This is a genomic window from Psychrobacter pasteurii (assembly GCF_900162815.1).
GTDB lineage: Bacteria > Pseudomonadota > Gammaproteobacteria > Pseudomonadales > Moraxellaceae > Psychrobacter > Psychrobacter pasteurii.
Window position 1 is genome coordinate 1 of sequence record NZ_FUGD01000095.1, and the last position, 12,501, is coordinate 12,501.

Annotated in this window: 13 protein-coding genes, 2 tRNA genes and 1 pseudogene; 15 read left to right on the plus strand and 1 reads right to left on the minus strand. The window is 42.5% G+C overall.

Annotation, left to right across the window (positions count from 1 at the left end; genetic code table 11):
- From A1232T_RS14415 to nemA, 13 genes and pseudogenes are all read left to right on the plus strand, one after another.
- Positions 1-80 (plus strand): annotated as a pseudogene (locus tag A1232T_RS14415) (RNA-guided endonuclease TnpB family protein); the annotation flags it as partial.
- Positions 81-246: 166 nt separating this feature from the next.
- Positions 247-432, plus strand: coding sequence for a YgaP family membrane protein (locus tag A1232T_RS08760; RefSeq protein WP_077449066.1), 186 nt, complete (start codon positions 247-249; stop codon positions 430-432).
- Between the two features lie 47 nt (positions 433-479).
- Positions 480-821 (plus strand): carboxymuconolactone decarboxylase family protein, encoded by a 342-nt coding sequence (locus A1232T_RS08765; RefSeq protein ID WP_077449067.1) that lies wholly within the window; start codon positions 480-482, stop codon positions 819-821.
- 407 nt (positions 822-1,228) lie between these two features.
- Positions 1,229-2,629 (plus strand): cytochrome c, encoded by a 1,401-nt coding sequence (locus A1232T_RS08770; RefSeq protein WP_208606938.1) that lies wholly within the window; start codon positions 1,229-1,231, stop codon positions 2,627-2,629.
- Positions 2,622-3,557: a c-type cytochrome gene (locus tag A1232T_RS08775; RefSeq protein WP_077449069.1), complete on the plus strand. Its 936-nt coding sequence runs from the start codon at positions 2,622-2,624 to the stop codon at positions 3,555-3,557. Before A1232T_RS08770 ends, A1232T_RS08775 begins: the two co-directional genes overlap by 8 nt.
- Positions 3,558-3,745: 188 nt before the next feature.
- A complete protein-coding gene (gene tilS / locus A1232T_RS08780) occupies positions 3,746-5,308 on the plus strand; it encodes a tRNA lysidine(34) synthetase TilS (protein ID WP_077449070.1) in 1,563 nt (520 codons plus the stop codon).
- Between the two features lie 207 nt (positions 5,309-5,515).
- Positions 5,516-6,364 (plus strand): pyrroline-5-carboxylate reductase, encoded by an 849-nt coding sequence (proC, locus tag A1232T_RS08785; protein ID WP_077449071.1) that lies wholly within the window; start codon positions 5,516-5,518, stop codon positions 6,362-6,364.
- A 111-nt stretch (positions 6,365-6,475) separates the two neighbouring features.
- Positions 6,476-7,045, plus strand: coding sequence for a YggT family protein (locus A1232T_RS08790; RefSeq protein WP_077449072.1), 570 nt, complete (start codon positions 6,476-6,478; stop codon positions 7,043-7,045).
- A gap of 189 nt (positions 7,046-7,234) precedes the next feature.
- Positions 7,235-7,324 (plus strand) — tRNA-Ser (locus A1232T_RS08795).
- Positions 7,325-7,452: 128 nt separating this feature from the next.
- Positions 7,453-7,529: transfer RNA gene (locus A1232T_RS08800), tRNA-Arg, on the plus strand.
- A 215-nt stretch (positions 7,530-7,744) separates the two neighbouring features.
- The gene (locus A1232T_RS08805; RefSeq protein ID WP_077449073.1) at positions 7,745-8,428 is read left to right on the plus strand and encodes an RDD family protein; all 684 of its coding nucleotides are present in this window, start codon (positions 7,745-7,747) and stop codon (positions 8,426-8,428) included.
- A 188-nt stretch (positions 8,429-8,616) separates the two neighbouring features.
- On the plus strand, positions 8,617-9,096 hold the full coding sequence (locus A1232T_RS08810; RefSeq protein ID WP_077449074.1) for a hemerythrin domain-containing protein: 480 nt from the start codon (positions 8,617-8,619) through the stop codon (positions 9,094-9,096).
- Positions 9,097-9,391: 295 nt separating this feature from the next.
- Entirely contained in the window at positions 9,392-10,492 is a 1,101-nt protein-coding gene (nemA, locus tag A1232T_RS08815; protein WP_077449075.1) for an alkene reductase, read from the plus strand.
- Between the two features lie 83 nt (positions 10,493-10,575).
- Here the strand turns inward: nemA and A1232T_RS08820 are convergent, their stop codons facing one another.
- Entirely contained in the window at positions 10,576-11,313 is a 738-nt protein-coding gene (locus tag A1232T_RS08820; RefSeq protein ID WP_077449076.1) for a pantothenate kinase, read from the minus strand.
- Positions 11,314-11,618: 305 nt separating this feature from the next.
- On the opposite strand from A1232T_RS08820, the gene A1232T_RS08825 reads away from it, so the two are divergent.
- Both A1232T_RS08825 and A1232T_RS08830 read left to right on the plus strand, forming a co-directional pair.
- Positions 11,619-12,359 carry a tetratricopeptide repeat protein gene (locus tag A1232T_RS08825; RefSeq protein WP_167367053.1) on the plus strand — a complete coding sequence of 247 codons (741 nt, stop codon included), beginning with the start codon at positions 11,619-11,621 and terminating at the stop codon, positions 12,357-12,359.
- 4 nt (positions 12,360-12,363) lie between these two features.
- A partial coding sequence (locus A1232T_RS08830) for a helix-turn-helix domain-containing protein (protein WP_143513974.1) occupies positions 12,364-12,501 on the plus strand: 138 nt, incomplete at its 3' end.

Consider the following 12,501-nt stretch of genomic DNA (forward strand, 5'->3'; position numbering starts at 1 on the left):
ATGATAGAGATATCAATGCTGCTAAGAACATCCTTGCGGTCGGGCTTGACCGTCTAGCTGTAGGAATCCCCTCGGTTTAGCGAGGGGAGGAAGTCAAAAGTATTAAAGAGCGATCTGCTTGGAGTAAGCACTGCTATCTTCCTACATTATGAAATAGAGCCTAGTAATTATATATAATTTAATATATTATATATTAATATAGTAATTGGATTTTAATCAAAGTAGCCATTAAGGAAGGAGTCTATTATGCAAAAGAATGTTGGCAATACAGACAGAATGATCAGAATCATCGCAGGAATTATTATTCTAGCCATTGGTGTTTATTATGGTAGCTGGTGGGGGCTGATAGGTCTTATACCTTTATTCACTGGTTTAACTCGGTCTTGTGTACTGTATAAAATGCTAGGTATTAATACTTGCAAGCTTAAATAATCTATTTTTTGGTCCAGTATCCCGTTAACTCAAATTAGGAGAGAGCAGTGAGTAAATCTTTTAATGACATCACCAAGCATGTGAGCAAAAACTTAGCCATACTAGGAAAAACTATTCCAGACACCACCAAAGCCTTTTCAGGTCTGGCACAAACGGCTTCAGCAGAAGGGGTGCTCGATGAAAAACAAAAAGAACTTATTGCTTTGGCGATTGCTGTATCACAGCGCTGTGATGCGTGCATTGGTTTTCATACCAAAGCGTTAATCAAGCTTGGCGCTACGCGTGAAGAGATTGCTGAAACATTGGGTGTTTGTATTTATATGGGTGGTGGTCCCAGCTACATGTATGCGGCTGAAGCTATGTCTGCTTTTGAAGAGTTCAGTAAGTAGAGTAGAACCAAAGCACAATTAAAACAGAGGATTCTTCGCTTTTGAAATACTAACAATATTGGGTAATACCAGTAAATTTGAGTTACTGAGCTTTTAATTATCGAAGTCTTAATCACTGTGGCCTGAGAGGTTATAGGGATTAAGGCTTTTTTTATGCTCACAGTCCTTAATCCCTAAAAGGAATATGGAATTGTATTGGTTAATCCTTAAATATAATGTAATATCATATTATATGTTTCTGAAAGGTAACTATTAAAACAATTATATTTCAACAAGATTTCAGTGAGTAATAGGCTTAAAAGTAGTTTTTGGTTACTTTTTTCCTATTACTGCTATTAATTGTCTGTATGACCTAAGTTCCTTAACGGTACGGTCATACGAAAAAAAAGGTTTTAGCAGTCATGAATATGACAAAAAGAAAATGGCCAATGATTATCGTAATAGGGGCATTATTGGCTTTAATACTGGCGTTTTTGTTCAGTATGATGCTGACCAAAATGCGCAGTGTCGATGAATCTGTGAGTACCTCGATTCAAGTGGATATCAACGATCCAGAACTGATTAAAAGAGGGGAGTACGTAGCCCGCACTGCAGACTGTGTGGCCTGTCATAGTACCTTAGATGGCGAAGCCTACGCTGGCGGTCTGCCGATGTTGACCCCACTAGGTGCTATTTATTCAACCAACATTACCCCAGACAAAGAAACGGGTATCGGTAACTATACTTTGGCCCAGTTCATTAACTCAGTGAAGCATGGGGTCCGTGCTGACAACTCGGCGCTGTATCCTGCGATGCCTTATCCTTCTTATCAAATCATGCCTGATGAAGATATCGCCGCTATGTATGCCTATTTTATGTCGGCGGTAAAACCGGTGAAACAAGCCAACTTAAAAAGTGAACTGCCTCCTGTATTCAACTGGCGCTGGCCTTTGGCATACTGGCAAGCGATGTTTGCACCAGAGCGTGAGTTTGTGGCAGAAACTGATGACAAAGTATTAGCAAGAGGTCAGTACTTAGTTGAAGGTCCAGGTCACTGTGGGTCTTGTCACACCGAACGAGGGATTGGCTATCAAGAAGTGGCCTTATCTAACACTGACTCTGATAAATATCTAAGTGGTGCTGTCATTGATGGATGGCGTGCTAAGAGCCTGCGTGGTGAACATCGCGGCTTAGGTACTTGGAGTACAGAAGAGCTGGTCGACTTCTTTAAGACAGGTCGTACCGATAAAGTGGCTGCTTTTGGTGCCATGGCAGAGGTGGTCGAGCACAGTACTCAGTATATGACTGAGGAAGACTTGCATGCTATGTCAGCTTATCTGAAAACCTTAAGTCCTGCGCCAGGTAAAGAAGTGACGCTACCTGCCAAAGAGGACACCACGACACAAAAACTACTTGATGGCACTTATGATAGCCGCGGCGCCATCTTATATGCGGAATACTGTCAGGTTTGTCACCGTGCCGATGGTAAGGGAGTGCCACGTATCTTCCCAGCATTAGACGCCAACAGTGCAGTGATTGCTCGTGATGCGGACTCAGTTTTGCAAATCACCATGAATGGTGGTCGTATGCCGAAGACCCCACATGATCGTATGGCCTTTACTATGCCTGAGTTTAAGCACTTGAGTGACTCAGATATTGCAGAAATTGTGAACTATGTTCGTAACAGCTGGACCAACCAAGCGCCAGAGATTGATACCACAGACGTTGTTAAGATGCGTGCTTTTTTAAATGCTAAACCAGTCACAGCCACAGATTTACCAATGGATCTTACTGTGTCTGCAGAGCCAAAAGGAGCGGGTAATGAATAATTTAAATATGATGGATACCGCTAAAATCAAAAAATCAGTATTTGCTTTAACTATGTTAGGGGCTATGGCAGTGGCTGTAAGTGGCTGTTCTGACCCCAAGCCTGCGGATCGAGCAGCTCCAGAGTTTGTGGTAACCACAGCGGATGATGCCAACGAAGACATCGGTAAATACGTGCTACCACAAGATACTGAGATTTTAAAAGAACCCAATACAGATGAAATCTTCTATGGTAAGCGTTTATTAAACGAAACCAAACGCCTGCTTCCTGAGCATGTGGGCGCAGAGATGAACTGTAACAGCTGTCATATCTCACAAGGTAAAGTGCCTCTTGGTGACCCGTATATTAATAGTTTTAACACTTATCCTAAAGTGATGCCTCGTGCGGGAAAAGAAGTCGATTTAGAGGGACGAATTAATGGCTGTTTCCAACGCTCTATGAATGGTAAGCCACTAGATAGGGAGGGGCCTGAGATGAAAGCTATGATTGCTTACATGGAATGGCTCAGCCAAAAGATACCTGAAAGCCAACGCGTAGATATCCAAAACGCAGGGGATATCGACACTTCACTAGTAGCGGATACAGACCGTGGTGAGAAGATTTACTACGCTCAGTGTGCCAGCTGCCACGGCGACAATGGTGAAGGCTTAAAAGACAGTCGTGGCGATATCGTATTCCCGCCACTGTGGGGTGATGAGTCCTTTAATATTGGTGCGGGTATGGCACGTACTTATAAAGCGGCTGCCTTTGTGAAATACAACATGCCCATGAGTGTACAGACGAAGGGTTTATGGGGTCATGGCGGTATCTTAACTGATCAAGATGCAGTGGATGTGGCGGAGTTCTTCGCTCACAAACCACGTCCTGAATTCCCAGGGAAAGTGAATGATTGGCCAAGTGGTAAAAAGCCGAAGGATGCTCGTTACTAATAGAGTTTTTTATTGAAATAAAATCCAGGCCTTCAATGAGCTTAAGCTTGTTGAAGGCTTTTTGTTGCCTAAAGCTTGCTTGCCTCTACCATAAGCCACATAATTCAATACTCCATATTTGGCTAAATCCTGATACTCTAGCCTTAACCTAGATAATCTACGAACTTTTTGTGTGGTTTACCCTTACTATGACCCTTGATCATACCGCTAATTTAGAACAGGCGCTCCTATCGAGTTTTACCCATCATAAGCAGCAGCTACTGGGAAGACGAGTCTGGTTGGCTTGCAGTGGTGGGCGAGATTCATTGAGTTTGGCCCATCTCTGCCAACACTTATTTAAAGAGGGTAAGCTGCCCTTTTTACCACAGCTGTTACATATCAATCATGGTATGCAGCAAGCCAATGCTGCTTGGGCCGAGCAAGTATTACAGTGGGCTGAGCAAAATAATCTGCCTTGCCAAGTGCTTAAGATAAACCTAATAAAAAAGACTGAGCAAGAAGCCCGTCAAGCAAGGTATGAGGCAATGATGAGCGTCATGAATCATCAAGATGTCTTAATACTGGGCCACCATCAAGATGATCAGGTCGAGACGCTATTAATGCGCCTGTTCAATGGGGCAGGGGTCAATGGCCTTAGGGGAATGAAAGATTGGTCTAGCAAAAAGAGTCAGGCTCAAGAGGGCAGTCAAAAAAGCATATTCTTATGGCGCCCCTTGCTAACGGTTAGTCGCCAACAAATCACCCAATACGCAAATAATGAAAACTTAAACTATATTGATGACCCCACCAATGTGGCTTGGCAGAGCAGGGGTAGTGGTAATGAGTTTGACCAAAATCAGCTTAATGATAGGGCTTGGCTGCGTAGTGTGCTATTGCCACATATTACCCAGCGCTATCCTAAGGCCAAACAAGCGATCGCTCGTACTGGGCAGTTGATGCAAGAGGCGAGCGTTATTCTCAATGAACAAAGTAAGGCGGACTTATCGCAGTCACTAATGACAGATAGACCTTATTGTTCTGTACTAGATATCAATCAACTGACTGAGTTATCTACTGCACGTCAATCAGCCCTTATTCACAGCTGGCTGGCGCCCTCTGCCACTGAACTACCTCCTTCTAGACGGCTGGTAGAAGAAGTGTTGAGCTTAGTACATCGCAAAGACAGCGATCATCAAACTTGTTTGTATTGGGATAGTGGGGTTTATCAATATCAGATTCGCCGTTATCAGCATAAGTTATATCGATTGTGGCAAAGCTGGGAGCAGTGGCTACAATTACCGCCGGCAACGCAGCAGGTTAATCTTGATAGTCAGTCAGAAATAGCACCTCGTTTTTCGTTAAAACCATCAAATACCAGTTTTGAGTGGTCTTTAACCGGGCTGTCTAACCTAACTTTTGGAATACAACAGCAGCTTATTTTGTCATCTAATACTAATACGGCTGTTGAGACTGGTTTAGAGTTAAAGTCGGCAAAGCTTCTATTTCAGCCCTTACCGCGTACTAAAAAGATAGCTTTACCGGGCAGAGTAGGGCGTAAATCGGGCAAAAAGCTGTTACAAGCGCTAGATCTCCCCAGTTTTATGCGGCCGTCTGTGGTGCTGTGCTCAATTCAGCTGTCATCTCAAGTTGCAGAGTTTCCTTTACTATTAATTACACCTGAGCGAATACTGGCCTTGCAAAGCCAGTTTGCGCCGTCGATTCAGCAGCTTATAGAAGATAATAATCTCCTTAGTGAAGTGCGTAATTTGTAGCTTTAAGCTCTATTAGTAGAGTCAACTCATTGAAAATCAGTGGCGGTGAGTTGAGTAATATAATCCATAAAATGATGTGTTACACTAGCAACATTACGAATGCTTCTAGTGTTTGTATAAAATATAACACTGATTGAAGTAACACTGAATTAACAAATGCTAGGTCACAAATTGTGCCAAGCCAAGCTTTAAATAATGGGAAGAACAATGGCAGAACTTAAAGGGAAGAAAATCAGCTTTATTGGCGGCGGTAATATGGCCCAAGCCTTAATTAGTGGGCTGATAGGTCGAGGTATTAATCCATCAGACATTACCGTTGCCGATCCTTCAGAGGACATTCGCAATAGCTTAAAGCAACAAAAAATTAATGCTGTAGATCCTACAGGCAATACAGAAACAGACAATTCACAAGTCGCCGTGAAGGGTGCGGACGTGGTGGTTTTAGCGGTTAAGCCTCAAGTCATGCGTCAAGTGGTGTCTGATTTTGCTGACGTATTAGATAGGCAGCTTATCATTTCAGTGGCTGCAGGCTTGTCTACAGACAGCATAAGTAAAATGCTAGGCGGCTATAAAAACATCGTTCGTGCCATGCCAAATACTCCCGCCATGATTCAAAAAGGGGCGACTGGACTTTATGCTACTGACTACATCAATGAAGCAGATAAGACCTTAGCTGCCTCAGTGATGGCAGCTTCTGGCTTGGTAAGCTGGGTGCAGCAAGAAGAGCAGTTGCACGCCGTGACCGCAGTATCAGGCTCGGCGCCTGCGTATTTCTTTTATATGTTAGAGGCGATGATTGAAGCTGCAGTTGAGCAAGGCTTAGATAGAAAACAAGCGGCTGCATTAGCGATGCAAACGGCATTGGGTGCGGCTCAGATGGCCATAACCAGTGAAGAAGGCCCCGCAGAGCTTCGCCGCAAGGTGACCTCTCCGAACGGCACCACGCAGGCTGCTATTGAGTCTTTACAGCAAGATGACTTCGCTCAAGTGATGAAAAAAGCGATGCAAGCTTGTTATACACGCAGTGAAGAAATTAGCCGTGAGATGGCAGAATAATAGCGCTAACCCCTCTTTAATAACACAGTAATAGATATTGAGTCGACTATTGGCCATATACGATGGTTGACTGCCCCTTTTTTTAAATTCAAACTAGTAAGAGTACGTTGAATGACAAGTCTTTCGTATGCCCTATTCAACATGGTGGTAAATTTCGCCATGCTACTGATTTTTATCCGCTTTATGCTTCAGTTTGCAGGGCTTGAGCGCAATCATCCTTATGTTCAACCCGCTTATAAGGCGACCCAAATTGTTGATGTATTTGGTCGTATTTTTCCAACAGTAGGGGGCGGGCGAGTTAACTTAGCAGCGGTCATGCTGTTGTTTTTATTAAAGCTGATAGATATTTCAGGCAACGCAGCCATTGCTGGTCATGGCTATACCCCGATTAGACTGTTCTTCGAGGGAAGTCTATCATTGATCTTAAGCTTCTTAAGTGTGGCGCGCTATTTGATTATCGGCTCGATTATTATTAGCTGGATTGTGGTGTTTACTCAAAAGATGCACCCTATCTTTGAATTAATTGTGCAGATGGCTGAACCTATTTTAGCGCCTTTTCGCCGTATCACGCCAAACTTAGGTATGCTAGATTTATCACCTATGGTGGCCATCTTTGGTTTACTGCTGATTGAAATATTTGTTGAAATCATTGCTAGAAACTTATTGCCGATGATTGGCTAAGTGTACAATCGATTAAAAAATAGGCGGGCGGGTAGAATAAACAGCTAAAAAGCCATTAAATTGGTTTAATTTGCAGAAAACTAAAAAACACCCTTGCAAAGCTGTTTTAGTTTGCTATAATACTCGCCCACAACATGAGGTAACTGGCTAAATAAGCTGAGCGCCAAAAGTTGTGTTTTTAGAAGTTTCGGTGAAGTGGGTGAGTGGCTGAAACCGCACCCCTGCTAAGGGTGTATACGTTAACGCGTATCGAGGGTTCGAATCCCTCCTTCACCGCCATTTTTTGAAAAAAATTAAATTTTAAAAGATTTAAAAAAAATTCAAAAAAATGTTGACTCCTAAAAAAAAGTGGCTATAATAGCCATCCTGTTAACGACAAGTGTTAACAAGATAAGTTAGATAAATATGCGCTTGTAGCTCAGTTGGATAGAGCACTTGGCTACGAACTAAGGGGTCGGGAGTTCGAATCTCTCCAGGCGCACCATCTAACAAATCACTAAATTAATCGCCCATTGTTTGGCGATTTTTTTATGCCTGTCATATTTGTACTATTTTGTACTATCGCTTTTATTTCTAGTTTCCCTCTCAGATTTATTTTCAGCACTTTTTATCCTTCCTGTCATCTGACACAAAATAAGCTACAATAGCCTTTATTTTTTTCTATTAATAAGTCTGTCCTTACTGAGTTGTCACTTCATCATGTCTAAACAACGTACTCCTAAGCTTTCTCGTCGTCCTCAGGCTGCCCAAACCAACAGTACTGAGCAACTAAGACCCACAGGCATAGAGGGCGTTAGTATCTCTGGTGAGCCAGAAATTGCCAAGGCTTCGACCCGAGTGATCGCTATCGTCTATGATGGTATGTTGATTTTGGCCTTGTTGTTCTTGGTGGGGACTGTCTTAACCGTACTTGGCACCATGATGACTATGGAGACTGGGGTAACCTCAGATCAAGCACAAACCTTGCCACGCTGGTACCAAAACTTAGTGTTAACTCCCGCCTTTATTCTGACCTTAATAGGCTTTTATGGTTTATTTTGGCGCCGAGCAGGGCAGACCTTAGGCATGCAAACTTGGCGTTTGAAGACAGTGGACAGTAAGGGTCAACTGCTGACTTGGGGTAAAACCATTAAGCGTATTTTGGCCGCCTGTGTGGTGCCGATCATTTGTGGGGTGATTGGTTATGCTTTTCATGGTTCACGCTCTGCCATGCTGTTTAGTGCTTTTTTTGGTCTAATGTTTAACTATCTGTTTTGCTTATTTAACCGTGGTGGATTGGCAGTACATGACATGCTTTCGGGTACTGTGACTTTAAAGATGCCAAAAATTCACCATGAGGGTTTAATTAAGTCTTTTAAGAGAAAGAAAAATAAAGACAAATAAGAATAGATTGCATTATTCACATGCTCACACAAATCTTTGTCTAACTTAGACAGTAATCTCTATGAGGGATGTCTATAATTGAGTAATTATTTAAATAAGCCCGAAATCAGTTTTTAGAAATTTATTTTAGAGGTTGGTTTTTAATTGTGGCTGCCATCTGATTTTTTGACTTAATTATGGAGTTTGTTATGAGTAAAGAGACAAGTGTAGATTTTGATCAGGATATTTTTGAAGCATTAATTGCTAAGCATGATATTCAGCGTGAGCTATGCGACAAGCTTGAAAAAGAAAAAGACAACGAGAAGCGTAAAGCCATCTATGAAGAGCTAAAGCTAGAGTTACAAGCTCATGCTGCAGCCGAAGAACGTCATTTATACATCCCAGTGATGCAGCACGATGATGGACTAGACCTATCGCGTCATGCCATTACTGAACACCACGAAATGGATGAAATGATGGAAACGCTTGGTGATGGCCGTATCAGTCAAGACACTTGGGATACTACTTGTGCGGATTTAATCCATAAAGTTCGTCATCACTTAAAAGAAGAAGAGAATGAGTTTTTCAAAGAAGCTCGTAAAATTTTAGATGCTGATTTACAGCAAAGACTAGGTGCTTTATATCAAGTTGAGCATGATGAATTTGAAAAAACCCATGCTGATGACTAATTTTCTGATGATTGAGCTGTTTTAATGGATAGCCTAAAAACCCACTAAAATTATTTAGTGGGTTTTTTTGTCTGTTCAACATTTGATTTTTAAGTAGCTTGTTTTTTAAGTACAATAGAATTGTAACGACCGGTCTATTTTTGCTTTAAATTTCTGAGTATTGCTCCATAATAAAAAACAGGACGCGATAATATAACTAATCAGTGATCTTATTCTTCACTTTTAGTGCTCCCTTTTAGCAACACAATAACTTTAACCTCCTTTGAATAACTAAGACAACATTATAGGAACGACCATGGCGTACGCTAATTTATTTAACCCTATCGAAATGGGCAGCCAAACTTTCAAAAATAGAGTGTTTATGGCACCGCTGACTCGTTTACGCTCAGTAGAGCCTGGGGATATGCCTACTATTTTGGCAGCAGAATATTACTCTCAGCGAGCAGGGGCAGGCATAGTGATTACTGAAGCCACTCAAGTATCTCTACAAGCCAAAGGCTATGCTGGCGCTCCAGGTCTACATGACGAAGAGCAAAAGACAGCATGGAAAGTCATTACCGATGCAGTGCATGCTAAGGGTGGCAAAATTGTGGTTCAGCTATGGCACACAGGCCTAGTCTCACACGAAAGCGTACAACCAGAAGGGAAAGCCCCAATATCAGCGTCAGACGTGCATGTGGGCGTTCGTACTACCTTACGAGATGACAATGGTAAGCCAATACGAGTAGAGGGCACCACGCCTCGTTCAGCAAGCTTAGAAGAGATTAAACAGGTCATTGCTGATTTTGCTCAAGCCACGAAATATGCAAAAGAGGCCGGCTTTGATGGGGTGGAAATCCATGGGGCTCATGGCTACTTATTACACCAGTTCTGGGCAGAACATACCAATAAACGAGACGACAATTATGGTGGCAGTCGTGAAAACCGTGCTCGTTTAATGTTAGAAGTTATTGATGCCTGTGTTGAAGCATGGGATAAAGACCACATTGGTATCCGTATCTCACCTCTAGGTAGCTTTAACAATGTAGATGTGGGCTACAATGAAGAAGAGGCCATTTGGTTGGTCGAGCAAATTAATAAACGCGGTTTGATGTATCTGCATCTATCAGAGCCAGACTGGGCTGGCGGCACGCCTTATTCGACAGAGTTTCGTCAAAAGCTGCGTGAGGTATTTGATAACGCCATTATCGCTGCGGGCGGCTATACCCCTGAAAAAGCACAGTCTTTGATTGAAGCTGGGTATATTGATGCTGTGGCCTTTGGCCGTGATTATATTGCCAATCCAGATTTGGCAGAGCGTATCGAACAAGGGGTTGCTTTAAATGAGCAGCATCCAGAAACTTTCTATGGTGGCGGCGCTAAAGGCTACACAGACTATCCTTTTCTGGATAAATAGCAGCCTAAAGTAATGTGATCAACCAAAAAAGACCTATCTTTTATAGATAGGTCTTTTTATTGGCTAACGGTTTGGAGTTGGCTTTAGCGAGGTTGGTTTTGTTGATCAAAATAGCGCATCAGACCATTTAGCAGCAAACTGTCTTTAATATGAATGGGGTGGTTTAGATGCTGAGCCAGTAATGGTGCATCACCGCCCGTTAAGGTAAATTCATAGTTTGGATTGCGACGAGCTATCTCGTTAATCGCGCCCACGATAGATAATAAAATACCTCGGTGTACCGCATCAGAGGTGTTTACCCCTTCGCTAATGCTGGTGAAAGTCCCTTCGCTGATGCTGATTTGCTTGGTTCCTGAAAATAGCGCTTCACGCTGTAAATAAATGCTTGGAAAAATATAACCACCCAAATGGTGAGCATGATCGACTAAGTCTATGGTCAATGCTGTACCACAGCCGACAATACACTGACGTTTTTTTCTATCTACCGCTCCTAAAATCTGTAGCCAGCGGTCCACTCCAAGCTGACCAGCATCATAGTCACTGGTAAGTAGAGGGTGATTAGCGTCTACATGAACAAATTCAAAAGGAATCCCTAATGTGGCTAGCGACTCGGCGACTTGAGCATTCACCTCTTCACCGAGTACTGAGGAGACCCCAATAAATTCAGGGGCTAAAGTGTCAAATCTATCAGTTAAACCAATCAGTAATTCTGCAGGGGCTTGCAGGTGCTGTTTGGCATCTGAGGTGATAATCTGACCGATATCATCTGCTAGCCAATATTTAAGTCTTGTATTCCCTAAATCAAGCCATAAGTTAGACATAAAAGCCCCATTTATTTAGATTTTAAGTGGTTAATGTGGGTTATAAAAATAAGGGTTGCAGCAGTTAACTGATAGCGGCTCTTATTTTATTAGCGGCATAATAATAGCAGTTTATCTCAAATGTTTGTCAATCGATATTCAAAGCTTACCTATTTTTAAAGTAAGATTTTTCATGTAGACTAAAATGGCTTATCGAATAGATTAAGACGCCTATTATTAGTGTTGGATGCTGCTAGCCATAAGGCAAAGTAGTAACAGACTGTCCTCGCGATACAAATAAAATGGATTTCGCCACAAGGAAGACTATGCCCCTAGCAGCTCCCCGTATTTTACTGAAGCTTACCGTGAGGGCTCTGGCGACTACCCTTTGCTTAACTTCGCTATCGGCAAGGGCTCTAGACTTGCCGACCACCCAAGCTTTGGCTGAGAACGGTAGCCCAGTTGAACAATTTAACTTGGGCTGGAGCTATGAGACGGGTAATGAGGAAGTTGCTCAAGATGAGAAAAAAGCGTTGCAGTGGTATCAAAAATCAGCCGCTCAAGGCAATGTAAATGCTCAATTTAATATGGCAGTGATGTACCACGAAGGCAGAGGCACAGCTCAGGATTTGACCAAGGCAAGATACTGGTATCAGAAGGCTGCCGCTCAGGGAGATAAAGATGCCCAGTACAATTTGGCCGTTCTTTATGAAAATGGCATCGGAGTTGCCACTGATTATCTACAAGCTTTTAAGTGGTATTTACAGTCTGCAGGACAGGGTGATGCAGAGGCACAATATAAAGTAGGCTTTTTTTATGAGCTGGGTATTGGAGTTGATCAAAACTCTTCTAAAGCTGCTGAGTGGTATTTGGCAGCAGCCAATCAAGGGTATGGTGAGGCTCAATACTCATTGGCTGTCTTATATGATGAAGGAGAGGGCGTTGCCCAAAACTTCGATAAGGCCCGTAAATGGTATTTTAAAGCAGCCAGTCAGGGGGTGAATACTGCGTATGTTAATCTTGGCGTGATGTACTATAGTCATAGCCCCATAAATAAGATACACTGATAAGATGGCATATTCAAAAGACTACAGACAAATGATATTAGATAAGCTTGACGAAGGTTACAGTTATCGAGAGCTTGCCGAAGAATATCAAATCAGTACAACGACAATTCAGCGTTGGAAAAAGAACATTGAGCGTAAAGCT